Origin of the sequence: Sphingobacterium sp. SG20118 (genome assembly GCF_044740685.1) — a bacterium.
Taxonomy (GTDB): Bacteria; Bacteroidota; Bacteroidia; order Sphingobacteriales; family Sphingobacteriaceae; genus Sphingobacterium.
In genome coordinates this window covers 4,814,211-4,838,591 of the sequence record NZ_CP172826.1, presented here as the reverse complement: position 1 = coordinate 4,838,591, position 24,381 = coordinate 4,814,211, and the positions used below count along the sequence as shown (strand labels likewise).

19 protein-coding genes and 1 pseudogene are annotated in these 24,381 nt (G+C 34.5%); 13 read left to right on the top strand and 7 right to left on the bottom strand.

The features are described from left to right. Positions 1–2,116 precede the first annotated feature (2,116 nt). Positions 2,117–3,710: pseudogene (nadB, locus tag ACFX5U_RS22160) on the top strand (L-aspartate oxidase). Positions 3,711–3,716: 6 nt separating this feature from the next. After that, the gene (locus ACFX5U_RS22155) at positions 3,717–4,226 is read left to right on the top strand and encodes a gamma carbonic anhydrase family protein (RefSeq protein ID WP_038694999.1); all 510 of its coding nucleotides are present in this window, start codon (positions 3,717–3,719) and stop codon (positions 4,224–4,226) included. Here ACFX5U_RS22155 and ACFX5U_RS22150 read toward each other — a convergent pair. The 4 genes from ACFX5U_RS22150 to apaG all read right to left on the bottom strand — a co-directional run bounded on the left by ACFX5U_RS22150 (position 4,223) and on the right by apaG (position 10,653). Next, entirely contained in the window at positions 4,223–5,815 is a 1,593-nt protein-coding gene (locus tag ACFX5U_RS22150) for an Ig-like domain-containing domain (protein WP_400262153.1), read from the bottom strand. The two genes, ACFX5U_RS22155 and ACFX5U_RS22150, sit on opposite strands and share 4 nt — an antisense overlap. A gap of 168 nt (positions 5,816–5,983) precedes the next feature. Further along, complete coding sequence (gene mnmG / locus ACFX5U_RS22145) at positions 5,984–7,843, bottom strand: tRNA uridine-5-carboxymethylaminomethyl(34) synthesis enzyme MnmG (protein ID WP_280571396.1); 1,860 nt, start codon at positions 7,841–7,843, stop codon at positions 5,984–5,986. A gap of 96 nt (positions 7,844–7,939) precedes the next feature. After that, positions 7,940–9,802: an ABC-F family ATP-binding cassette domain-containing protein gene (locus ACFX5U_RS22140; protein WP_038694993.1), complete on the bottom strand. Its 1,863-nt coding sequence runs from the start codon at positions 9,800–9,802 to the stop codon at positions 7,940–7,942. A gap of 464 nt (positions 9,803–10,266) precedes the next feature. Further along, positions 10,267–10,653, bottom strand: coding sequence for a Co2+/Mg2+ efflux protein ApaG (apaG, locus tag ACFX5U_RS22135; protein ID WP_038694991.1), 387 nt, complete (start codon positions 10,651–10,653; stop codon positions 10,267–10,269). Positions 10,654–10,778: 125 nt separating this feature from the next. Between apaG and ACFX5U_RS22130 the strand changes: the two genes are divergently transcribed. The 10 genes from ACFX5U_RS22130 to ACFX5U_RS22085 all read left to right on the top strand — a co-directional run bounded on the left by ACFX5U_RS22130 (position 10,779) and on the right by ACFX5U_RS22085 (position 20,733). Continuing rightward, positions 10,779–11,486: an SAM-dependent methyltransferase gene (locus tag ACFX5U_RS22130; RefSeq protein WP_400262152.1), complete on the top strand. Its 708-nt coding sequence runs from the start codon at positions 10,779–10,781 to the stop codon at positions 11,484–11,486. A 549-nt stretch (positions 11,487–12,035) separates the two neighbouring features. Beyond that, positions 12,036–12,536 (top strand): hypothetical protein, encoded by a 501-nt coding sequence (locus ACFX5U_RS22125; protein WP_280571398.1) that lies wholly within the window; start codon positions 12,036–12,038, stop codon positions 12,534–12,536. Then, positions 12,526–13,626 carry a Nif3-like dinuclear metal center hexameric protein gene (locus ACFX5U_RS22120; RefSeq protein ID WP_038694987.1) on the top strand — a complete coding sequence of 367 codons (1,101 nt, stop codon included), beginning with the start codon at positions 12,526–12,528 and terminating at the stop codon, positions 13,624–13,626. Before ACFX5U_RS22125 ends, ACFX5U_RS22120 begins: the two co-directional genes overlap by 11 nt. Then, positions 13,626–14,378, top strand: a complete 753-nt coding sequence (locus ACFX5U_RS22115) for a zinc ribbon domain-containing protein (RefSeq protein WP_038694985.1) — start codon at positions 13,626–13,628, stop codon at positions 14,376–14,378. The genes ACFX5U_RS22120 and ACFX5U_RS22115 overlap by 1 nt, the downstream gene beginning before the upstream one ends. Positions 14,379–14,532: 154 nt before the next feature. Further along, positions 14,533–17,832 (top strand): PDZ domain-containing protein, encoded by a 3,300-nt coding sequence (locus tag ACFX5U_RS22110; protein WP_400262151.1) that lies wholly within the window; start codon positions 14,533–14,535, stop codon positions 17,830–17,832. Positions 17,833–18,128: 296 nt separating this feature from the next. After that, complete coding sequence (locus ACFX5U_RS22105) at positions 18,129–19,058, top strand: lysostaphin resistance A-like protein (RefSeq protein WP_400262150.1); 930 nt, start codon at positions 18,129–18,131, stop codon at positions 19,056–19,058. Further along, positions 19,033–19,248: a DUF2007 domain-containing protein gene (locus ACFX5U_RS22100; protein ID WP_038694979.1), complete on the top strand. Its 216-nt coding sequence runs from the start codon at positions 19,033–19,035 to the stop codon at positions 19,246–19,248. The genes ACFX5U_RS22105 and ACFX5U_RS22100 overlap by 26 nt, the downstream gene beginning before the upstream one ends. 1 nt (position 19,249) lies before the next feature. Next, positions 19,250–19,393 (top strand): hypothetical protein, encoded by a 144-nt coding sequence (locus ACFX5U_RS22095; RefSeq protein WP_400262149.1) that lies wholly within the window; start codon positions 19,250–19,252, stop codon positions 19,391–19,393. 82 nt (positions 19,394–19,475) lie between these two features. Beyond that, positions 19,476–20,051 carry a phosphatidate cytidylyltransferase gene (locus tag ACFX5U_RS22090; protein WP_400262148.1) on the top strand — a complete coding sequence of 192 codons (576 nt, stop codon included), beginning with the start codon at positions 19,476–19,478 and terminating at the stop codon, positions 20,049–20,051. Between the two features lie 10 nt (positions 20,052–20,061). Further along, positions 20,062–20,733: a DUF2461 domain-containing protein gene (locus tag ACFX5U_RS22085; RefSeq protein WP_400262147.1), complete on the top strand. Its 672-nt coding sequence runs from the start codon at positions 20,062–20,064 to the stop codon at positions 20,731–20,733. Positions 20,734–20,740: 7 nt separating this feature from the next. Here the strand turns inward: ACFX5U_RS22085 and ACFX5U_RS22080 are convergent, their stop codons facing one another. Then, entirely contained in the window at positions 20,741–21,925 is a 1,185-nt protein-coding gene (locus tag ACFX5U_RS22080) for an anhydro-N-acetylmuramic acid kinase (RefSeq protein ID WP_400262146.1), read from the bottom strand. Positions 21,926–22,043: 118 nt separating this feature from the next. Here ACFX5U_RS22080 and gcvH point away from each other — a divergent pair, with 118 nt between their 5' ends. Continuing rightward, the gene (gcvH, locus tag ACFX5U_RS22075; protein WP_038694972.1) at positions 22,044–22,424 is read left to right on the top strand and encodes a glycine cleavage system protein GcvH; all 381 of its coding nucleotides are present in this window, start codon (positions 22,044–22,046) and stop codon (positions 22,422–22,424) included. Positions 22,425–22,487: 63 nt separating this feature from the next. On the opposite strand, the gene ACFX5U_RS22070 is transcribed toward gcvH, so the two are convergent. Then, a complete protein-coding gene (locus tag ACFX5U_RS22070; RefSeq protein WP_038694970.1) occupies positions 22,488–23,231 on the bottom strand; it encodes a DUF6263 family protein in 744 nt (247 codons plus the stop codon). An 88-nt stretch (positions 23,232–23,319) separates the two neighbouring features. Next, entirely contained in the window at positions 23,320–24,306 is a 987-nt protein-coding gene (locus tag ACFX5U_RS22065) for a pyruvate dehydrogenase complex E1 component subunit beta (RefSeq protein WP_038694968.1), read from the bottom strand. Positions 24,307–24,381 lie beyond the last annotated feature (75 nt).

Genomic DNA, 24,381 nt, shown 5'->3' with positions numbered 1-24,381 from the left:
TTATCAACATTTCATTGTGTCCTGATTTTACTCTATGTTAATAAGTGGGTAAAATCAAGTTAAATTCATCCTATAACATTCAGTAATAAAGATAATTAACAGACTTATCAACATTTCTTAAAAGGTGAATTTAAACCGTGTTTTAAGCCAATAAACCATCTTACAAAATGGTTTGAGATTTAAATATTTAACATAGTTATCCACAGAATTATAAATATCGAATTGTAAAGGGCTCAAATTGCTAAATAAAGGCTCTTAGAATTGAATATTTGAAAATTGAATTCTCCGATTTTCAAATATTGAAGTATTAATGATTGATGCTAACAGTTCCAAAGAAAAAGAAAGTAGCGAGGATATCAAAGAGTGAGTGATAAAAAGCCATAAATCTAAATTTTATAAATTAATTAGCTCAAATCAATAAGACAAAGCTAAACTATTTTGAGGCTATACAAATATCTTGTGCGAAAAGTTATCCACAAAATTTTCAAATATTTAAATGTAAGGGAGTTAAATTTTGATATAAAGCGCTTATAAATCGCATAAACGGAAGCGAAAATAGAAATTTCAAAAAAAACTGATCTAATTAGGGCTAATAGAAGAATTTTAAAATTTATTAGAAATATGATTCTCCGTTTATGAAATTTTGATAACGATCATCAAAATGGAAATTTATGAACCAATGGATAACAAAAAATAGAAAATCAATGCTTTCAAAAATTCATACAGAAAAAAACAAGAGCTTAAGCAATTCAATATTTAGAAAATAATATGCTAAAAATTTGAATAACGAATTGTAAAGACCTAAAAATTGAAATTATACCCGCTGAGAATGTGATAAATTATATTTCATATTTTAAAAAATAAATACAGAATTGGCAGGCATACAAAATGGATTTAAAACAAGAAAAATATAAAAATTTTTGAATAAAAGTTAGCGATAAAAACTTGTTTCAACTTCAAAGTCATTAAGAATTTAATATTCATCAAATAAATAAAATTAAAAAATATATTGAATTGTCAGAGCCACAAAATTGGGTTTATACCAAGTATGAATTGAATATATTTAATATTTTAAAAAAAATAGTAAATACTGCATTCACAAGGCTACAAATAAAAAATTTGAAATTGAAAATCTATATTTTTTCAATTCTCACAATAAAAATTCATAAGCTAAAAAGCTTTTAAAACTGCTGTTTCTGTGAAAAAAATAAATTTCAGTAAAGAAAGCCTCTAAGAATCCATTTAAAAAAGAATAAGATTCATTTCCTAAAATAATCAATTCTCAAAGCCTTAATTCGCATTTTAGAGGCAATGAGATTGACTTCAAATTCAAAATTAAATTTTTAAAAAAAATAACCGATTTACAGATAGTTTGATTGAATAAAATTCATCAAAATCAGAAATTAGGCAGAAATTATCTCTCAGTCAAAGTCTTAATTTTTCAATTTACAAATTAAAAAATTTGAAAATTGAGAATTTTATGGCCTTAAATAGCATAATAAGCTGTTTAACACTTGATTATTCGGTGTAAAAAGGAAAAAAATAAATTTTATTGCATTCTAAAAGGGTTTAAATAAAAAAAATATCAAATGAAGCCCCTGACAATTGAATATTTGATATTGGTTTCAAATCCTAACCAACAATCAAATTCTCAAAGCCTCAAATTCAACTTGACAAAACTAAACAAAGAAAATCAAACGTATTCCACATTCTCTTTTTATAATAATTAATAATCTTTTTTATATAAAGAAGTCTTATTGTTTATTAGTGTGTGGAAAATGGGGATAAAAGTGTTGTTTTTTATTTTGATTTGAAGATTTTATAAAGTTATTAACAATTTACTAACATAAAATTCATTTTAAAGCCCTGATTTTTAATACTGTGGTTTTTACTCGATTTAATTTTCAATAGAAAAATGTGAGTTGTTTAGATGTTAATTTATGTTGATAAACCGTCAGTTTTATGGTGGTAACTTTTAGGAATTTGATAGTAAAAAGAGGTTTTGAACAAAAAAAAAAAAGTTATCATTTTTATTTAACCTTTTATCTACACGTTTTCCACATTTTTTGTTAATTTGAAAAGTCAAAATGTGCTTGTCACATGCTAATTTTATGTTATGTCAGAAAGAAAGGTAGATTTCCTTGTCATTGGATCTGGAATAGCGGGGTTAAGTTTTGCTTTAAAAGCAGCTGATCACGGTAAAGTATTGATTGTCACAAAGTCAAATGAAGATGAATCAAATACAAAATATGCGCAAGGAGGGGTGGCTGCAGTTGTGGATAAATCTGATAGTTTTGAACAGCATATAACTGATACTCAGATAGCTGGTGATGGATTGTGTGATGTTGAAATTGTGGAAAACGTAGTTAGGGAAGCTCCGGAGCGTATTGAAGAGCTTATTTCTTATGGAACTTCTTTTGATAAGTCAGATTCTGGAGTTTATGATTTAGCGAAAGAGGGGGGGCATTCGGCAAATAGAATATTACATTATAAAGATATTACGGGATATGAAATAGAAAGATCGCTGCTTGAAAAAGTACATGAACATCCAAATATTGAGATGTTGACGCATTATTTTGCTATAGATTTAATAACACAGCATCATTTGGGCGAGTTTGTAGACAAGCAAAGGGAAGATATTAAGTGTTTTGGTATCTATGCTTTTAATACCGATACACATGTGGTCGATAAGATTTTAAGCAAGATTACGGTTATGGCTTCGGGTGGTGCTGGTCATATTTATGCAAGTACGACCAATCCAACCATAGCAACAGGTGATGGAATCGCGATGGTTTATCGTGCAAAAGGGAAGGTGCGAAATATGGAATTTATGCAATTCCATCCTACATCATTATATAATCCTAGCGATTCACCGGCCTTCTTGGTATCGGAAGCAGTACGTGGATTTGGGGGTATTTTGCGACGTGTCAATGGTGAAGATTTCATGCTTGAATATGATGAAAGAGCCTCGTTGGCACCTCGTGATATCGTTGCTAGGGCGATTGATTCAGAGATGAAAAAATCAGGTATTGACTATGTGTATTTGGATATAACGCATCGTAAAAAGGAAGATATTATAAAGCATTTTCCAAATATTTATGAAAAATGTTTATCGATTGGATTGGATATGAGCAAAGATTTTATTCCAGTTACCCCAGCTGCTCACTATTTATGTGGAGGTATTTATGTGGATGATTATGGTAGAAGTAGTATCAAAAATTTATATGCGTGTGGTGAATGTTCGTCAACAGGTTTGCATGGTGCGAACCGATTGGCTTCAAATTCGCTCTTGGAGGCTTTGGTTTATGCGCATCGAATTTATTTGGATGCGGCTAAAACTTTGTCAAATGCTGTTTATGCAGTAGGGGTTTCCGGAATGGGATGATTCAAAAGCTAAACTCTCTAATGAAGATATTTTGGTTACGCACAACCTTCGCGAATGTCAGAAAGTAATGAGTGATTATGTTGGTATCGTTCGTTCTGATTTCAGGTTAGAACGTGCACTCAATCGATTGCATTTACTATATGGAGAAACAGAAGATTTTTATAGACATACTAAATTATCCGTTAAATTGTGTGAATTGAGAAATGTAATCCAGGTAGCTTTTATTGTTACTAAATCTGCTTTATTAAGAAAGGAAAGTAGGGGTTTACATTTCACGACAGATTATCCGCAACATGCTGATACATTAAAAGATACTTTATTTTAGAACGATATGGCCTGTATATTACCAGTAAAGGGTATTAGCCCCAAGTATAGTGAAAATTGCTTTATAGCACCTAATTGTACCATAGTGGGGGATGTAGAATTAGGTGAACATTGTTCTGTTTGGTTCAATGCTGTTATAAGAGGCGATGTTAATTTTATTCGTATAGGCAACTATACCAATATCCAAGATGGTGTTGTTATCCATTGTACCTATATGAAATCGGGTACAACGATTGGTAACTATGTGAATATTGGTCATCAAGCGATGGTGCATGGTTGTATTATACATGACTATGTACTTATCGGTATGGGAGCTATTGTTATGGACAATGCTATTATAGAAAGTAATGTGATTATAGCTGCAGGTGCAGTTGTATTGGAAAATTTTGTGTGTGAGACGGGATATTTATATGCAGGCGTACCTGCAAAAAAGATAAAAGCGATAACTGATGAACAAAGAAATATGTTACAACAGTTACCGCATAATTATGTGCTTTATAGCTCTTGGTTTGATTAATTTAGATTATTCAGTTCTTGTAGATTGAATGACTCATTTTGTTCCCAGTTGGCACGAATGGTAAATATTTTATTTAGATAAATAAGGGATTCTGGTTGTGTTAATTGATAAACTTCTCCAGGGTCCCAAATACCATTCTTGTTGTCATCACGGATAATTCTTAGGGTATATTTACCCCCTGGGAATTCTTTATAGGCTACTTTACCAAGTGCATTATCTAGAACATCTTTTCTATATACTTTTTCTTTTTTCTCATCGATGAGCTCCACTATATATTGTTTGGTAGTATCAATGCCGGTAAATGTAAAAGTAATATCACCATAATTGTCACTATCATCGTAGCTCAAGCTTATTTTTTTCTCTTTATTTTCCTCACCAAAATAACCCTTCATTGCCCCTTCTTCGAGTATGATTTCATAGTTTTTTTGTTTTCTCCAGTTATACCGGATATGGTATAAATTGGATACGGTAGTATCTAATTGTAGTTGAAAATTTGTTTTGGCAATACTATCTTCTATAAATTTTATTTTACTTTTATCGACCGATTTGATAGGTGTCAATGATGATAGCGTAAGGTGTTTTACGCGATCTACTTTACCATTTGAGGGTACTAAAATGGGGATAATAGCTCTGTCTAATTTTAAGTTTGATTTTCTAATAAGTATCGTATCGAGTACTGATTTTTGTTCTGTTAAAATGAACTTTATGGAATCTCTGTCCAGATTATTCATGTATATAAATGCTGAATCTTGAGCCTGTGAATATTTTACAATTTTGCTTTTATCATTTTCATCATCATTTATTAATGTTAATCCTGGATCTTTAACACCTCTATTAAACGTTAGCTGAATGCGTCCTGTATTCTCTATTTTTTTATCTAGGACTCTAAATTTAATGGGAGTGCCTTTTGATATTTGTAGATTGACTTGGGTTAAGTCTTTATCCAATACAATTGAATCTTTTAGAAAACCAATCAGTTCATCAGGATTATTATATATTCGGTCGTTATTAGTTTCCTTTAAGGCATATATCCGATACGTATTTTCTCGTAAATTGCTGATTTTATAATTACCTAAAGTATCAGTTTGAGCAAAAATATTAGCTTTCTTTTTTCCAAATATGGAATCTTGACTGGTAGGAATAAGGAGTACACGTACTTCTTTTTCTATTTCTTTTGTTAATGCATTGGTCACATTTCCTGAAATAGATAAAGAATCTATTTGATCACCTGTCGCAAATACGTAGCTATAATTTACGATAGGATTACTGGCATTATAATCGACAAGCCCTTTACCAAAATTAATCGTATAGGTTGTATTTTGTTCTAGCGAATCAGGTAAAGTAATTTCTAGTATTTTCTTTTTGATTTTAAATTGAGGTGGTTTATCCATATCAGGAGAAATACTAAATTCCTTCTGCTGATTATTCAATTTGACATATTCATCTAGAGTAATCTCAATTTTTTTCTCTTTAAAGTTTTTAGAAAAATTCGCTGGAAATTCGTTTAACACCACAGGTGCTATCGAATCTTTTGGTCCACCTGTGGGTTGTTTTATGCTTGCACATTGTACTGTAAGTAAAATCAGCAAGGAAAACAAGCTTAGAAGGCCTACTCTTGAAATTAGAGTGCTTTTTGAGCTTTTTAAGCTTGTTTTATTTTTTTTTGAATGTAGAGTCATAAATGAAATAATATTACTTTATATCGCTTTATTTTACACTATTGTTTTATTCATCATAACTTATTGAAAATCAAAATGTTACGACATATGTACCATTAAAACACTTATATCTGACGGGGACACACCTGAAATTCGGGATGCTTGTCCTAAAGTTCGTGGTTTGACTTGCGTTAATTTTTGTCGGGCTTCTATAGATAGTGATACAAGAGAAGAATAATCAAATTCTGGATTAATTTCTCTATCCTCCATTTTTTTCATTCTATTAACTATTTCCATTTCCTTTTCAAAATAGCTTTCATATTTGACTTTTATTTCAGCTTGCTCTATGGTTTCTCTATCATACTGATTTAGGTATGAACCAAAGTCTTCATCGCCTTTTGCTAAATCATAAATACCAATTTGGGGTCTTCCCAATAGATTTGACAATTTTGTTTTTTGAGATATTAAGCTCGATCCGGCTTGTTCTAAGATGGGGTTCATCTTATCTACTGTTGTCGAATTTTGTTTTAAATACTGAATAATATGGTCGGCATTTTTTATTTTATCCTGAACTTTATTGTATCGGTCCTCTCCTACTAATCCTAATTTATGAGCAATTGGAGTCAACCTGATATCTGCATTATCTTGTCTCAATAGTAAGCGATGTTCTGCTCGAGACGTAAACATACGGTATGGCTCATCAGTTCCTTTAGTTACAAGGTCGTCAATTAGTACACCAATATAAGATTCCGATCTTTTAAGAATTAGCTCTTTGTCATTATTGATGCGTTGATGCGCATTGATACCTGCAACGAATCCTTGTGCTGCTGCTTCTTCATATCCCGTTGTACCGTTAATCTGACCTGCGAAAAATAGGTGTTTTACGATAAGGGTTTCCAAAGTTAAATCAAGTTGCATTGGTGGAAAGAAATCATATTCTATGGCGTAACCTGGTCTGTACATTTTTGCATTTTCGAAACCTGGTATTAAACGCAATGCTTTCTGTTGAACATCTTCTGGTAATGATGTAGAAAAACCGTTAACATATATTTCAGCTGTATGCCATCCTTCTGGTTCAACAAAAATTTGATGTCTTTCACGCTCTGCAAATCTATTGATTTTATCTTCAATTGAAGGACAATAGCGAGGTCCTAAACCTTTAATTCTACCCGTAAACATAGGTGATTTTTCGAAGCCAGTTCTTAGCATTTCGTGCACCTTTTCGTTGGTATAGGTTATCCAACAACAGCGTTGTTCTGTTGGTAATGGTACATCTGAATATGAAAATTTACCTCTTTTTTCGTCGCCCCATTGTTCTTCCATCAGTCCATAGTTCAGACTTCTTCCATCAATTCTTGGGGGTGTACCAGTCTTCATTCTACCAGACTCGAATCCTAATGAAACCAATTGTTCGGTTAAACCAGTTGCTGCTCTCTCTCCTGTTCTACCACCTCCGAATCTTTTTTCTCCAATATGTATAACTCCATTAAGAAATGTTCCGTTGGTTAATACAACTGCATCCGCTTCAATTTCTATTCCCAAAGAAGTAATCACACCACAAGCTCTGCCATTTTTTACGATGACTTCTTTCACTGTATCTTGCCACATATCCAATGTTGGGATTGCTTCAAGTTGTAATCGCCATTCTTCTGCAAATCGCATCCGGTCATTTTGTGTTCTTGGGCTCCACATTGCGGGGCCCTTGGATAAGTTCAACATGCGGAATTGGATAGTAGATTTATCGGCAATGATACCAGTGTACCCACCCATAGCATCTATTTCTCTTACTATTTGACCTTTTGCTACACCACCAATTGCGGGGTTACAGCTCATTTGAGCAATTACGCCCATGTTCATCGTGATGAGCAATACCGATGAACCAAGATTTGCTGCTGCTGCTGCTGCCTCGCATCCTGCATGGCCAGCACCAACTACGATAACGTTATATTTTTTAAACATCTTAATTTATTTCGAAGTTCCACGTGAAACGTGGAAAATGATTGTTCTTGTTTTATTATACTCCCACACGTTTCACGTGAAACGTGTGGGAGGTTATTACATTAATTCCGCAAGGCTTAACCACCTTTCAGACTTTTTATCAATATTACTTTGTATATCTTCTATCTCTTGTGCAATACTAGAAAGCTGTACATGATCTACGGTCTGGTGAAGCGTGTTGTTCTTCTCTACCAATAATTCTTCAAGATGCTGTATTTCTTTTTCCAGTTTATCGTACTCCAGTTGCTCTTTATAGGATAGCTTTTTCTTCTCTTCTTTTATTACAGTTTCTATTTTTTGGACTGGTTGATCTTTCTTTAATTTCTGCTCTTTGATTAAAATATCTTGTTCGATTTTGTAATCTGCATAATTACCATTATAGATGTCAATTTTACCCTCTCCTTCAAATATGAATAATTGCTCGGTTAGTTTATCCAATAAATACCTATCGTGAGAAACCAATATAAGAACCCCACCATAGTTCATCAAGAAATCCTCGAGTACATTCAAGGTGTCAATATCGAGATCATTAGAAGGCTCATCTAGAATAAGGAAGTTTGGGTTCAACATTAAGATACGCATCAATTGTAAACGCTTGCGTTCGCCCCCACTCAATTTATTGACGAAGCCAAATTGCTTCTCTGGCGGAAATAAAAAGTGAGTCAATAACTGAGAAGCCGTGATGACATCACCATTTGCCATTTGGATATACTCTGCTACATTTTTAACAACGTCTAGTACTCGGTCTCCTTCGTTGACTTCTAAACCTCCCTGTTTGTAATAACCATAAACAGTCGTTTCTCCTACCGCAATACTTCCGCTAGTGGCTTCCTCATTCTGTGTTATTAAATTTAAAAATGTAGACTTACCGGTTCCGTTTTTACCAGCTAAACCAATACGATCTCCTTTTTTGAACACATAGGAGAAATCACTTATGATTACTTTGTCTCCATAGTTTTTAGATACATGCTCAAGCTCTAATATTTTTGATCCTTGTCTACTAATTTTGACGCTTAGTTGAACAGAGTCATTTGCTTTTTGACCTTTCGATTTTTCTTCAAGCTCATAATACGCATCTATTCTAGATTTGGATTTTGTACCACGTGCTTGGGGTTGTCTCCTCATCCATTCAAGTTCGCGACGTAAAAGGTTTTGACTTCTTTCTACCATCACAGAATCGATGGCTTCACGTTCAGACTTTTTCTCTAAAAAGTAGGAATAATTTCCTTTGTAACTAAACAGTTTCCCCCTATCCAATTCTCTAATTTCTGTACAGATATTATCTAGAAAATAGCGATCGTGGGTTACTAATAAAACGGTCTTATTTCCTGTGGTTAGTAATTTTTCTAACCACTCAATGGTCTCAATATCCAAATGGTTGGTAGGCTCATCTAAAATATATACATCCGGTTCATCAATTAAAAGTTTGGCCAGAGCTAATCGTTTTCGCTGTCCTCCTGATAAGCTTTTGATGTCTTGTTGAAAATCGACAATATTGAGACGGTTTAGAATAGTCTTAATATTGTACTCATATTCCCAAGCATTCAGGTTCGTTATTTTATCAGTAAGTTCCGCTAGTTTGTCCTGATCAATTTCAGGCATAGCTAATACCTCTTCGTAATCTCTAATAAGTCGTTGCTCTTCGTTATCTGTAGAATAAATAAAATCGTTGATAGAAGTCAAGCCATCATACTTGGGGTCTTGATTCAGAAAGCCTATTTTTATACCTTTCTCTTTAACAACTTTGCCGGAGGTAGGCTCTAATTTGCCACCTAATATGGAGAGAAGGGTTGATTTACCTGTTCCGTTAATACCTACTAAGGCTACTCTATCCCCTTTAAGAAGTCCAAAATGTAAATCTTTAAAAAGCCATCTGTCATGAAATGAATGACTTACTTGTTCAGTTGCTAATATACTCACGTTAATTTCCTAATTTTCATTTAATAAATAAATTGCATATGCACATAGAAAACCTTATATAACACTGGTAATCAGGTTATTGTGTGTTTTTTATGTGTTTTCATTACGCATTGAGCGTATTGAGTATTTATATGTGTATACTGCAGTATCGAATACTGAGTATGAAATAAATTATATGCAATAGTTAGCGCATCGGCTAACATTATTATTTTATAAAGAATAAATGACTATAGTCATTTTATTAAGAGTTTTTAAACGTTGTTCTTTAACAACTGTATGCATAACAATTCGATTATCTTATGCTTATTTAAAAATAGGCACGATGAATTTTTGCATGAATCAGCTTGATTAATAAAATCATAATCTATACTGAATGATATATGTTGCAAAAGTAAGCAATTTCCACCTTTTTGTATGTAATCTTTGGAGAAGAAGTGATAAGATGAAATGCAGGTGATATTGATTTAATTTAATACGTAGTTGGCTATTAAATTGAATCTTGGTATATCCACTTGGAAAGTTGTTTCATCAATCAATTTGACCATGTTGTAATATCCCTCCATATACCCTATTTCACTTTTTAAATTACAACCAGATGTATACTGATGTATTTGTCCGGGCGCTATTATGGGTTGTTCGCCAACCACTCCATCTCCGTAAATTTCATTATGATCACCAACCGAATCGAAGATGTTCCAATATCTGCTGATAAGCTGAATACTGGAATCACTTAAGTTCTCAATACTTATTTGATAAGCAAACATAAAATGCTCTCTTTCGGGATTCGAATATTCAGGTTGAAAAATGCATGCTACTGAAATTTTTATTCCTTCTGTTATTTGAGTCGTCATAATCGTATTTTCTGCTGTGCAACTAAGTTACTAATAATGAGATAAAATACTGAAAAAATGAAAAGGTTTTACATTAAATTGAAAAATATCGTCAATATGGATGACATTTTAGTAGGTTTGTATATATGGAAAAAGGCACATTATTTTTGATTCCAGTACCACTAAGTGAGGAGGCATCTTCAAAATCATTTACTTCTTATTTAGTAGATACGATCAATAGTTTGGACGAGTACATTGTTGAAAATGAAAAAACTGCTCGCAAGTTTTTGAAACAAGCAGGTTTAAAGATTCCGCAAAATGACTTGACCATTTATGATTACGGTAAACATGCTAGAGATAAAGGAAATATAAAGGATTTTTTTAAGGGTCTATTAGCCGGTAAAAATGTCGGACTGATGTCTGAGGCAGGCTGTCCCGGTGTTGCTGATCCAGGAGCAGATATTGTGGCGGAAGCTCATCGTGTTGGAATTAAAGTGGTCCCTTTGGTAGGTCCGAGTTCTATTTTATTGGCACTAATGGCCTCTGGATTTAGCGGACAAAAATTTGCTTTTCAAGGTTATTTGCCAATTGATAAAGTTGATCGTTCTAAAAGAATAAAGGAATTAGAGCTTCAGGCTACGAAAGAGAAACAGACTCAGATTTTTATTGAAACTCCTTTCCGTAATAATCAGCTTTTGACAGAACTTTTGAAAACGTGTAAAGGGCAAACCAACCTATGTGTTGCATGTGATATCACGGATGAGAATGAATTTATTAAAACGATGACTATTGATCAATGGAAAAAGAGAACCGATGATTTTCATAAAAGACCAGCAATCTTTTTAATGTTTTAGCAACCTACATGGAAGTTCTCCCCTACCCTATTTGAAAATTGCTCATGATTAATATGGTTAATCATCTTTAAATAGATTTAAAGACCATTTTAGAAAGTAAGTGAGTGGTCAATTACGTGTTTTTAATACAAAAAGAGCTTCCATAATATATTGCTTTTTTTGTGATATTTTGCTCATTCTATAATTCTTAAAAAGAATATTTTTTAGTCTATTTGTCATAGTGTTGATTATCAGGTTTTTATTCTATTTATATCTACTTTTGTTTAAACATTTAGTATTCAATTTGCTGTTAATCAGGTGAGTGGTTTTGCAAGGGGAAGCAGCACCCTACTCTACGGCGGTCCCGAAGATGCAATTATAGCGGATTTATCGAAAAAAAAGTATGCATAGATTTACCGAGATGACGGTAAAATCAGGCTCGATATTACTATTGTGTAATAGCAAAAGAAAAAGGACGCAAAAAATCATAGAAATGTCAGCACCTCATTATTCACAGTCAAAGAAATTAAAAGAATTGGTATATTTACTCCATAACGAGAATTAGCATAAATGAATCAAGCAGAATTACAAGAGCAGCTATTGAAAGAAATTTCTAAGCCTGAGTTTATTTATACTGCAATAGCAGTTTTTACAGTGCGTATTCTTATCTGGTTATTTTTTGCCAATACGATGAGAAAGACTTTAAAACTGATTGCGATAGAAAATCAATGTATAAAACCCAATCAAGTATTTGGAATAGCTATTCCTTTATTTAATATCTATTGGAATTTTGAAGTAGCAAAACGCTTACGCGATTCTTTAATAAATGAATTTTTTGATCGTAAGATTGCGACTGAAGAGGCGCCCACTTTTAAAAAAGGATCTTTGTACAGTTGGGTGTACTTAGCAACAAATATTCCATTTCCTGGTTTTATTTCGGTTGTTGCAGTTATCTTTCATTTCATCACTATGATCAACTATTGGATTGAAATAAATAATTATAAACGTATATTAGAGCAACACAATACTTTCAGATCACAAGAAGAATTAGAAAAGACACATGAAGATTAAAGAAATTACATCTTATTTGGAACAGATAGCGCCATTGGATCTACAAGAATCCTATGACAATTCGGGTTTGATTGTTGGTAATCCAGATCAGGAGGTTTCAAAAATATTGATTTCTTTGGATTGTACGGAAGCTGTAGTAGCTGATGCAATTGCCAAAGGTTGTAATTTGATTGTCTCCCACCACCCTATTGTTTTTAAAGGGTTAAAAAGATTCAATGGAAACAATTATGTAGAAAGAACAGTGATCAAAGCAATTCAAAATAACATTGCTTTATATGCTATCCATACGAATTTGGATAACGTAACTGGGGGGGTAAACTCTAAGATAGCTACTCTATTGGCCTTGCAAAATCAAGCAATTTTAGAACCAAAATCTAATCTTTTATATAAGCTCGTGGTATATGTTCCAAGGAGCCACGTAGAATCGGTGAGAGAAGCACTTTTCGAAGCTGGTGCTGGTCGAGTTGGGGCTAAGTATGATCAATGCAGCTTCAATACCGCAGGTTATGGTACATTTAGACCTAATCGAGGTGCAGAGCCAACTATTGGAGAAATTGGAGTACAGGAAAGAGTAGAAGAAACTCGGATTGAAGTCATCTATACGAAGGCAATAGAACGTAAAGTACTGATTGCTATGTATGCTTCCCATCCTTATGAGGAAGTGGCATATGATGCTATTAGATTGGAAAATAAAGATCAGGAAGTGGGCGCTGGAGTCATTGGAAATTTAGAAAATCCGATGTCCGAATTAGACTTTTTAGCTTATTTGAAAAATAATTTGAATCTTCACGTTATTAAGCACACGGCTTTACAAGGAAAGCCTGTATCCAGAGTCGCTGTATGTGGTGGTTCAGGGGGCTTTTTATTAAATGCTGCCAAACGCTCTGGAGCTGATTTTTTTGTCACTGCTGATTATAAATATCATGAGTTTTTTGATGCTGAGAATGAAATTGTGATTGCAGATATTGGACATTATGAAAGCGAACAATTTACGCAAGAATTATTGTTCGATATAATTACAGAAAAATTTCCTAACTTTGCAGTCCTAATAACAGAAGTAGATACAAATCCTATAAAACACTATTGTTGATGGAACAAACCGTAGAACAAAAATTGAAAGCATTATGGTTATTACAGGCCATACATACTAAAGTAGATAAAATTCGCCAAATTAGAGGAGAATTACCTATCGAGGTTGCAGATCTTGAAGATGAAATTGCGGGTTTAGAAACACGTATCGAAAAGATCAGAACAGACTTAGATGAGTTAGAAGATTCTATCGTTAAGCGTAAGAACATGATTAAAGACGCTCAAGCGGCAATCAAGAAATATGAAAGCCAATTGAACGAAGTAAAGAACAATCGTGAATATGATGCTATATCGAAAGAAATTGAAATTCAAGGATTAGAAATCCAAGTTTGTGAAAAAAGAATTAAAGAATTTGAATTCGAAATTCGTAATAAAACAGAAAACTACGATACGACAGTATCTAATTTAGATTATAATAAAAGTGAGTTAGAAGGTAAAAAGAAAGAATTGGAAACAATTACTTCTGAAACTCAAAAAGACGAAGATGATTTGTTAACTAAGGCTGCAAAAGCTGAAGGTGACATTGATGAGCGTTTAAATAAAGTATATTACCGCTTACGTAATTCATTCAAAAATGGTTTAGCAGTTGTTTCAATCGACCGCGATAGCTGTTCTGGATGTCACAATAAGATTCCTGCACAATTACAATCTGAAATCCGTCAGCGTAAGAAAATAATTATCTGTGAACACTGTGGACGTGTATTAGTGGATGAAGGTGTTGTTTTAGAAATTGAACAAGATTACGGTTTTTAAGGACCATACATATTGATATTTATAGCCCCAATTGAAAAATTGGGGCTTTTTTATTGCAACTTATTTGATATAAATAGCTTATAGCAGCTGAATGCTAAATTATTGATTATTTTTGCAACTCAATAAAATACCCTATTATATATAATTTAAATATATGTTAAAGACTAAACTTAAATTTTTAGGATTAGTAGTGGCATTATCAGGTGCTTTCTCGGTGGAAGCACAAGAAACTTTGCTATTGAGAAGTCCCAGTATTAGTGCAGAAAATGTTGCTTTTGTTTATGGTGGAGATATCTGGATTTCGGATAAATCTGGAGCCAATCCAAGAAGATTAACAACAAATCCAGGAGTTGAACAAAATCCTGTAATCTCCCCAGACGGTAAAAATATAGCTTTTACTGGCAATTATGACGGTAATACTGATGTGTATGTCATGTCTATTAGTGGAGGTGAACCGAAAAGAATTACATTTCATCCTTCGTCGGATGTGTTGAGAGGCTGGTTAAATAATAATGAGGTGTATTATACAACCACGCGTGAATTTAATTATGCATTGAGTCCGCGTCTATACGTGTCCTCGGTAACAGGGCTTACACTTGATAAATCTTTACCAATGCCCGAGGCCTACCAAGGAAGTCCTTCCAAAGATGGGCGTTACTGGGCTTATATTAAAAATACAGACCCTACAGAGCGCGATCGCGTAGCTTTCAAGCGCTATAGAGGCGGCGGGATGCCTTCCATATGGGTTTTCGACACTAAGACCAACCAAATTGAAACAATCCCAGGAGAGCGCTCTAATGACGTAAAGCCGGTTTGGCTAGATTCTAAAGTTTACTTCCTCTCTGATCGTGATAAAATTGTCAATATCTACTCTTATGATGTAAAAACAAAAAAAGTGGAGAAATTAACAAATTTCACTGATTATGATGTTAGGACCTTAGCTGGTAATGGCTCGGAATTGACATTTGAACAAGAAGGGAAAATCCATATCTATAATATCAATGCTAAATCAGCATCAGCTTTGAAAATCGATGTGAGTGGAGATGCATTGTATAAAAGACCGCATTATGAAAACATGCGTGCTGATATACGAAGTCTCACAATTTCACCTACGGGGCAACGTGCGTTGATTGAATCGAGAGGTGAGATCTTTTCAGTGCCAAAAGAAAAAGGTGATGCGCGTAACATTTCAAATTCACCTGGAGTCCATGATCGCTTTCCGAGTTGGTCTCCCAATGGTAAATGGATATCTTATATTTCGAGTGAGAAAGGAAAATATGTACTCCAATTGCGTGATCAATTTGGAAAAGATGAGCCTTTAACTTATACATTAGGCGAATCTAATTTTTATTTTGAACCGACATGGTCTCCAGATTCGAAAAAACTGTTCTATAACGATTCACATTTAAATCTATTTTACATTGATATTGATACGAGAAAAATTGTCAAGGTAGATGCAGATATTGAAAGTGCGCAAACGGGGCGTGTATATAATCATTTTCAGCCTAGCTGGTCTCCTGATTCGAAATGGATTTCTTATATAAAGACACTTCCAAATGCGGTTCCGGCTATGTTTTTATATCATATCGACAGTAAAAAAAGCACACAGATTACTGATGGTATGAGTGCTATACGAGCAACTTCTTTTAGTAGGGATGGTAAATATTTGTTTTTTACGGCAAGTACTAATGTCGGTTTGACAAATTCTGGACTTCATATGTCAGCGACAGAGAGACGTGCAAACTACTCGGCATATGCATTTATTTTATCCAGTAAAACGGCCTCTATTTTCAAGAATGAAAGCGATGAAGAAACTGTAAAGGAAGATAAAGATGAAATAGAAAAATCGAAAGAAACAACAAAAGCTGATAAAAAGGGGAAAGAGAATAAGAAAGAAGAGCCAAAGAAGGAAGCTGCTAAATTGGCTGTTCAACCTACGGCCATAGATTTTGATAATATCAACAATCGCATTATTGCACTTCCAATTGGCGAAGGGATCTACGGCATCAATGGAGGAGTAGCAAATCAATTGACCTATGTGAAAAATGGGACCTTATATGCTTTTGATTTTACAGATTTGAAAGAAAAGGATCTTGTTGCAGGTATCCGTTCTTATGCGATCAGTGAAGATGGTAAGAAGATGATCATTCAAACCAGTGCTGGTATCAATATTGTCAATGCCGGTCAGAAGGTTGCAAGCCCAACTACAGGAGCGTTGAAGTTAGATAATATCAAACAATTGGTTGACCCTGTTGCTGAGTGGAAGCAGATCTTTGATGAGGTATGGGCAATGCAGAAAGATTATTTCTATGTTGAAAATATGCATGGTGCAGATTGGAATGCTATTAAAGAAAAGTACCAAAAGTTTCTACCGTATGTCAGTCATCGTTCTGATTTAGGTTATCTACTGAATGAGATGATGGGCGAGATGGTTGTAGGTCATAATTATATCTATCCTGGTGACCAGCCAAGTGGACCTTCAGTGAGTGTAGGGGTACTGGGAGCAGATTATTCGGTTGATAAAGGATTCTATAAAATTGATAAAATCTTTACGCGATTGGACTGGAATCCATCCTTCAAGGCTCCATTATCAGAGCCTGGATTAAACATTAAAACAGGGATGTATCTAGTTGCAGTTAATGGTAGTGCTGTAACGGCGGATATGGACTTTTACAGTTTATTTGATAATACAGTAGGTAAACAAGTGAGTATAAAAGTCAATACGAAACCTAGTTTAGTTGGTGCTAAAGAATATGTTGTGAAACCGATATCATTTTCTGATGAGATGAGCTTGAGGAGTACAGAGTGGATGGAGCGAAATAGAAAACGTGTAGAAGACTTGAGTAAAGGTCAGATTGCCTATATCTATATGCCCAATACAGGTGCTGAAGGATATACTGCATTTAATCGCTATTACTTCTCTCAAATGGATAAAAAAGCCGTTTTGATTGATGAACGTAATAATGGTGGTGGTTGGGTTGCCGACTATGTGATTGATCTGTTGTCCCGCGATTTAATAGCAGGATGGGGAATTCGTGATGGAAAAGGGTTCAATACACCAGGTAATGGTATATATGGTCCAAAAGCGATGATCATCAATGAAAATGCGGGTTCTGGTGGCGACATGATGCCTTATATGTTCCGCCATAAAGGATTGGGTAAATTGGTAGGTCGTACCACCATGGGCATTTTGGTTGGGATCAGTGGCTATCCTCCATTGTTAGATGGTGGAAAGATTACATCACCAAATTTCGGAGTTTATGATTTGAAAGGGAATTATATTATCGAGAATGAGGGAGTTGCGCCAGATATTTTTATCGAGCAAACACCAAAAGATTTAATTGAAGGTCGCGATCCTCAGTTGGAGAAAACCGTTCAAATCTTGTTGGAAGAAATGAAATCGTATCCATACAAAGATTTGAAAAAGCCCGCGGATCCTGTTCGTGTCAATTAATCTGATAATTTAATATAAAAATGGCCCGTTTCATATGGTATGAAACGGGCCATTTTTATATGTAGCTATTGCACGCTTTCAAGTTGATTTATACTATTTACAAAACGGGAGAGAAATCGCTCAATTTTAAATAGCTAATACCTCATTTTTATGCATATTAAGTATTAGCATCCTTCTAGGGTCTTGTAAAGATGTTTACAACATATAAAAACCAAGAATAAGCAGTTATATCGCTGCAATGATATCGGAAATCTAATCTAATTTATTTAAGTTTATCAAAAAAAGGAATGTATTACATGGAAGAATTGACAACCAAGATTAGCCCCGGAAAATCATTAATTAAATTATTGTTATATATGATTGTTTTAGGCACGAGCATTCAATTATTATTTATGGGGTTGGTCGGGCTGTATATGAAAATTTTGCATCCTGATAATTCTTTCAGTTTTTCTTTTTTACAAGATAGCTCGGGTGCTCTTAAGATGCTGCTGCTCAGCAGTAGTATTGCTACTTTTATTTTACCTGCTTGGCTTTTATATCGTACAGAATTGGGAGCTAACCTATATTTTGAAAGACTTAAACAGGTTTCCTTGCGACAGTATCTTTTTATCTTTGCTGCGATGCTGTGCTTTATCCCGATGATGTCTGTTATTTCATATTGGAATGAGTCGATGCAATTGCCAGAAAGTCTTCAAGGGGTGCAACAATGGATGAGAGCGAGCGAGGATAGTGCTGCTGTTATGACAAAAAAGATTGTAGAGGAGTCTACGTGGTCGGGGCTTTTTATCAATCTCTTTATATTAGCAGTTGTGCCTGCTATTGGGGAAGAGATGGTTTTTAGAGGTTGTCTTCAAAATATATTTGGACGCTGGATTGCCAATAAGCATGTCGTCATCTGGGTAGTAGCCATATTATTTAGTGCCTTTCATATGCAATTCTTCGGATTCTTCCCGAGAATGTTGCTTGGCGCTTTCTTTGGCTATCTTTATGTGTGGAGTAAAAACATCTATTTACCGATTTTCGGGCATTTTATCAATAATGCAAGTGCCACGGTTATTGCATTCTACTACACAAGAAAAGGAATGGGTTTTGAGGAAATGAATGTTTTTGAACAAGAACCAAATTGGGTTTATCTTGCAAGCTTAATATTTACTGCTATTTTTGTAATATTATATTATCATTCAACTAAAAAAATAGTACATGGAACAAGGCTGGAAGAAGATTAAAATCTATGCAAATGCAATAGAAGCTGAAATCGTCAAACAAATGTTAGAAGAAAGCGGTATACCTGCTATTGTGTTGAATAAGCAAGATTCATCTTATCTTGTTTTTGGTAAGATCGAGCTTTATGTCAATCAGGAAGATGAAGAGCAGGCAATAAGTCTTATTGATTCAACGACAGAAAAAGAAAATTAGCATGAAAACTAGAGCTATTACTGGATTTTTCTTCATTATTATCATGGTGGGTGCCATGCTATTGGGTGCAAGTGTGTTCTTAGGTTTTTTTACTGTATTAACCGCTTGGTGCCTATATGAGTTTTATGGTATTGTGAGTTTCTGATGAAAGAAAACCCAATCAGTTTTTAGGCATATTGACCACTTTTGTTTTATTTATCACTACTGCCCTATTTAGTTTGGGTTTGTTGGAGGCAAAATTTATTTTGTTAACTATTCCGTTTCTCTTAGGAATTTATATACAGGCTCTTTTTCAAAAAAGAGGATTTCCCTTTAACGATATTGGTTTTACTCTTTTAGGTATTCTTTATGTCGGATTTCCGTTTTATTGTTTTACACGATTAGGTTTTATTGATGCAGAATTTAATCATTTTATCCCCTTAGGATTCATGATTCTATTATGGACGAGTGATACTGGTGCATATTTGGCAGGAAGGTCTTTAGGAAAACATAAATTATTTGAACGCATTTCTCCGAAGAAAACTTGGGAAGGCTTTTTAGGGGGCATTATTTTAGCGGTACTGGTATCAGTATTCCTTGCTCAGTATTTTGGCACTATACCACAGTGGCAATGGATACTTGTAGCCGTGATCATTGCTGTGTTTGGTACATTAGGTGACTTGGTAGAATCTATGCTGAAACGTAGCTTAAATGTGAAAGATTCGGGTCATATCTTACCAGGACACGGTGGGTTTTTGGACAGATTTGATGGTTTGTTGATCGCCGCACCTTTAGTTTATTTACTTTTATTGTTAGTAAATTAAGAATAAATATATGGGACATTTAAACCAAAATACCTTCACCTTTTTAGAGGATTTGCAAAATAACAATACACGCGAATGGTTTGCTGAAGAAAAAGATCGATATGAAACTGCATTGACTGATGTACGTCAGTTTGTAGGTGACTTGATTACTGAATTGTCTCAGTTTGACCCACATATTACAACAGATATTCAAGCAAATAAATGTTTATTTCGTATCTACCGTGATACCCGTTTTTCAAAAGATAAAACACCTTATAAGAATTGGTTTGGAGCAGGGATTTCTATTGATGGAAGAAAATTGGACGGTCCTGAATATTATATTCATATATCCCCAGGTAAATCATTTATAGCATGTGGTTACTGGCGACCAGCCAAAAAGCATTTGGATGCTATTCGTCAGGAAATCGATTATAATGGCGACAGCTTTAATTCAATAGTTGAAGATCTGAAACAACAGCATGACCTATCTTTAGAGACTGAAGATAAACTTAAACGACCTCCAGCAGGTTACGATGCCACACATCCGGAGATAGAATTCTTGAAGTTAAAAAGCTTTGTAACACATAAAAATATAGCAGATACTGTATTGACCGGTAAAGATGCTTTAGGTAATATAATCGCTTCTTATAAAGCAATGCTCCCTTTAAAGCAATATTTACACGAAGCGATTGATAATGATTAGCGGTTATTTATGGAAGACTGATTTTCCCCATACAGACTGCTGGTGAGTCTTTTATTTGGGTAACGTTTTCTTTATCACCTACCAACGTTTCGTTTGCTAAAAGGGCGAATAAGACAGCTTCTTTAGCATCAGGGTCTATGCCTAGATGTTCAAAAGATGATACCGTATATTGTGGGAGACCGGTTTTAATTTTAGCTATTAACAAGGGGTTGTGAAGGCCTCCTCCACTGATATAGATGTGTACATTGGTCAAACCTTGTGCTTGTACACTTATTGCTTCAACGATACTTGTTGCTGTAAATTGATTTAATGTTGCCATAATATCTTCATTACTGATATGATCGCACTTTGATTCCGTTTGACATTTTTGCAGATAAGCCAAATTAAATAATTCGGGTCCTGTAGTCTTAGGAAATTTGTCTTTTAGAAAAGGTTCTTGAAGGAGCTGTTTTAAAAGCTGCTCATTTACCGTTCCTTTCTTTGCAATCAAGGCATCTTGATCCATTTCGATATCAAATACTTCTTTTGCAAATTGATTCATGATGGTGTTTCCAGGACCAATGTCCGTGGCAAATGCTTGTAAAGCATTGTTTTGGCTGGGGATAAAAGTATAATTGGCGATTCCGCCTATATTTAATAAAAAACGATTTTCTGAAGGGTGTGAGAAAAGTAAATAATCACCATAGGCCGCTAAAGGCGCTCCCTCCCCACCTGCAGCAATATGCTTTTGTCTAAAATCAGCAATAGTTATGATGCCAGTTTTTACGGCAATATGATCCGCATCCCCTATTTGGAGCGTGCTATTGGGAAGGTAAATGTCTTTTGTCAGGCTTTGTGGGGCATGGAAGACCGTTTGTCCATGGCTAGCTATGCAATCAATAGCTTCATTGGGTATTCCCCAATCAAGAAGAGCCTGATTGATGAGTGTAGCATGGACATTGCCAATGTAAGCATGAAGGCCGCATAACAATTGTTGGTCGATAGACCTTTTCGCAAAGATGCCTCTTACATGCCTTCTAAACTCGTCGTCGTAATCTTTTGTTATAAAATGTGCTAAGCTTATCTCAGTAGATTTACCGCTGTTTCTTATTTTGCAAAGGGCAATATCAAGTCCATCCAAAGATGTTCCTGACATGAGTCCGATGATATAACGAGTATCTTTTTTTGCAATTTCGTAAAGCTTTTCAATCATGAAGTTCATCCTTTAAAAGTAGTGACAAATTATGATAGAATACACAAGATTTTTATGATATAAATATATTTTGTAACTTCATGGCGTAATTAAATATACGATTAAAAAAAAAGTAAAAATGAATTTTCCAGCAGAATTAAAATACACTAAAGATCACGAATGGATTCGTGTTGAAGGTGATGAGGCCGTTATTGGTATTACTGATTTCGCGCAACGTGAGTTAGGGGATATCGTATTTGTAGACATCAACACGATTGGTGAAGAGGTGGCTGCAAACGAAATTTTTGGAACAATCGAAGCTGTAAAAACTGTTTCTGATTTATTCATTCCAGTTACAGCAACTGTATTAGCTGTTAATGAGGCAATTGATGCTTCTCCAGAGTTAGTGAATTCTGATCCTTATGGCGAAGGTTGGATTATTCGTATCAAATTGAATGATGTAGCTGATATCGACGCTTTATTATCTGCTGATCAATATAAAGAAGAAATCAACGCGTAATTTTTAACATTTACGTTCAATAAAACCAGGAAAGAGCCGTTATTTGACGGCTCTTTCTTGGTTTTATTGTATTTCTAATTTACTGTTAACATCAATATCATCTTTTTTAACTTTTGTTTCGATGGTAGCGGCTTTTATATAATGCGTTTTTGGATTTAAAATGTAACTACCTATAATCGACCCAATAGACTCGCCATCTGCACTTATGTTTCCCTCAGATGAAATGGAAATTCCATCTGCTGAAATACTTTTAAGGGTATAGGTTTGTTCTATTGGACCCAAAGTTTTATTATTATTTATTGCCTTCCATTGTTCCCCAATTTTTAACTCACGGTTCGGATATTCAAAAGATGCCTCTTTAAGCATATTGGGATCGAATAGCTCATTACCTTCAGGTATATTTTCGACATCTTTTACTTTACCATCTAAAGCCATAATGGCTACGATAGGTTTATTCAACATGTTTTTAACCTTTTCATGTATCTGTTTAGAAAACTCATTAGCATCTGGATTTTCGGAATCATAATTAATCGTCATCATACCAGCATCCATTTCCATAATCATTTGTGTATACATGGTCGAATAGGTCAATGTGCTATCCGTAGAAGCGGTATTAGTGGTCTGTGATAGCATGATAGCATCGACCATAGTGCTTTGTGCACCCGCATTGATATCGACTGTCATATGTAATTTCTGCGCAATGGGATTATCGAGGTCTGGTTTCAGTCTTAATAGCACTTTGTCTTGAGCAATTAGGGTTGAAATTATAAAAAAAGACAAAAATGCGAGTGATAAGGTTTTGATCATGTTGAATTAGTTAGTATAATATAGCCTAAATTAAAAAAGTCCTTTGGTATTACCAAAGGACTTCGTAGAATTAAGCAATAAAATGCTTTTATTTTTTGATGTAAGAAACTTCTTTTACCGCTTTTACCACCTTTGCTACATTTGGAAGTGCTGCTTCGATTAATGTAGCTGCGTAAGGAAGAGGTACGTCTGCTGCTGTAATACGAACGATAGGTGCATCTAAATAATCAAATGCATTACGTTGTACGGAATAGGTTATTTCAGAAGAAATAGATGCCAATGGCCATGCTTCTTCTACAATAACTAAACGATTTGTTTTCTTAACAGACTCGATAATCGTTGGGTAATCAATTGGACGAACCGAACGTAAGTCAATTACTTCCACACTGATACCTTCTTTTGCTAGTTCTTCAACAGCTGGTAATACAACACGTGGAACCATTTTACCAAAAGATACGATTGTAACATCAGTACCTTCTTTTACAATATTCGCTTTACCAATAGGTAAGTAATATTCTTCTTCTGGCACATGACCTTTATCACCATACATAACTTCCGATTCCATGAAAATAACTGGATCCGGGTCGATGATAGCAGATTTTAATAAACCTTTTGCATCATAAGGATTGGAAGGAATAACAACTTTTAAACCTGGAGTATTTGCATACCAGTTTTCAAAGTTTTGAGAGTGTTGAGCTCCCAATTGTCCTGCATTACCAGTTGGACCGCGGAATACTATCGGAATGGAGAATTGACCTCCACTCATAGAACGGATCTTAGCAGCAGCATTGATAATTTGGTCAATAGCAACTAAAGAGAAGTTGAATGTCATGAATTCAACGATTGGTTTCAAACCGTTCATCGCAGCACCAACTGCGATACCAGCAAAACCTAATTCTGCAATAGGTGTATCTATTACGCGTTTAGCTCCGAATTCATCCAGCATACCTTGGCTTACTTTATAAGCACCATTGTATTCTGCAACTTCTTCTCCTAATAAAAATATTGTTTCGTCTTTACGCATTTCTTCGTTCATTGCTTCACGAAGTGCTTCTCTGAATTGTATCTCTCTCATCAGTTGTAAAATAGTGTCAAATTTTAGATTACAAATCTACTATTTATTATTGATATTTTGAGGGTCATTCCCTTC

Coding starts and splice junctions, on each gene's coding strand:
- ACFX5U_RS22155 (WP_038694999.1), top strand. CDS start 3,717: ATGGCCTGTATATTACCAGTAAAGGGTATTAGCCCCAAGTATAGTGAA.
- mnmG (WP_280571396.1), bottom strand. CDS start 7,843: ATGTTTAAAAAATATAACGTTATCGTAGTTGGTGCTGGCCATGCAGGA.
- apaG (WP_038694991.1), bottom strand. CDS start 10,653: ATGACGACTCAAATAACAGAAGGAATAAAAATTTCAGTAGCATGCATT.
- ACFX5U_RS22130 (WP_400262152.1), top strand. CDS start 10,779: ATGGAAAAAGGCACATTATTTTTGATTCCAGTACCACTAAGTGAGGAG.
- ACFX5U_RS22125 (WP_280571398.1), top strand. CDS start 12,036: ATGAATCAAGCAGAATTACAAGAGCAGCTATTGAAAGAAATTTCTAAG.
- ACFX5U_RS22120 (WP_038694987.1), top strand. CDS start 12,526: ATGAAGATTAAAGAAATTACATCTTATTTGGAACAGATAGCGCCATTG.
- ACFX5U_RS22115 (WP_038694985.1), top strand. CDS start 13,626: ATGGAACAAACCGTAGAACAAAAATTGAAAGCATTATGGTTATTACAG.
- ACFX5U_RS22110 (WP_400262151.1), top strand. CDS start 14,533: ATGTTAAAGACTAAACTTAAATTTTTAGGATTAGTAGTGGCATTATCA.
- ACFX5U_RS22105 (WP_400262150.1), top strand. CDS start 18,129: ATGGAAGAATTGACAACCAAGATTAGCCCCGGAAAATCATTAATTAAA.
- ACFX5U_RS22100 (WP_038694979.1), top strand. CDS start 19,033: ATGGAACAAGGCTGGAAGAAGATTAAAATCTATGCAAATGCAATAGAA.
- ACFX5U_RS22095 (WP_400262149.1), top strand. CDS start 19,250: ATGAAAACTAGAGCTATTACTGGATTTTTCTTCATTATTATCATGGTG.
- ACFX5U_RS22085 (WP_400262147.1), top strand. CDS start 20,062: ATGGGACATTTAAACCAAAATACCTTCACCTTTTTAGAGGATTTGCAA.
- ACFX5U_RS22080 (WP_400262146.1), bottom strand. CDS start 21,925: ATGATTGAAAAGCTTTACGAAATTGCAAAAAAAGATACTCGTTATATC.
- gcvH (WP_038694972.1), top strand. CDS start 22,044: ATGAATTTTCCAGCAGAATTAAAATACACTAAAGATCACGAATGGATT.
- ACFX5U_RS22070 (WP_038694970.1), bottom strand. CDS start 23,231: ATGATCAAAACCTTATCACTCGCATTTTTGTCTTTTTTTATAATTTCA.
- ACFX5U_RS22065 (WP_038694968.1), bottom strand. CDS start 24,306: ATGAGAGAGATACAATTCAGAGAAGCACTTCGTGAAGCAATGAACGAA.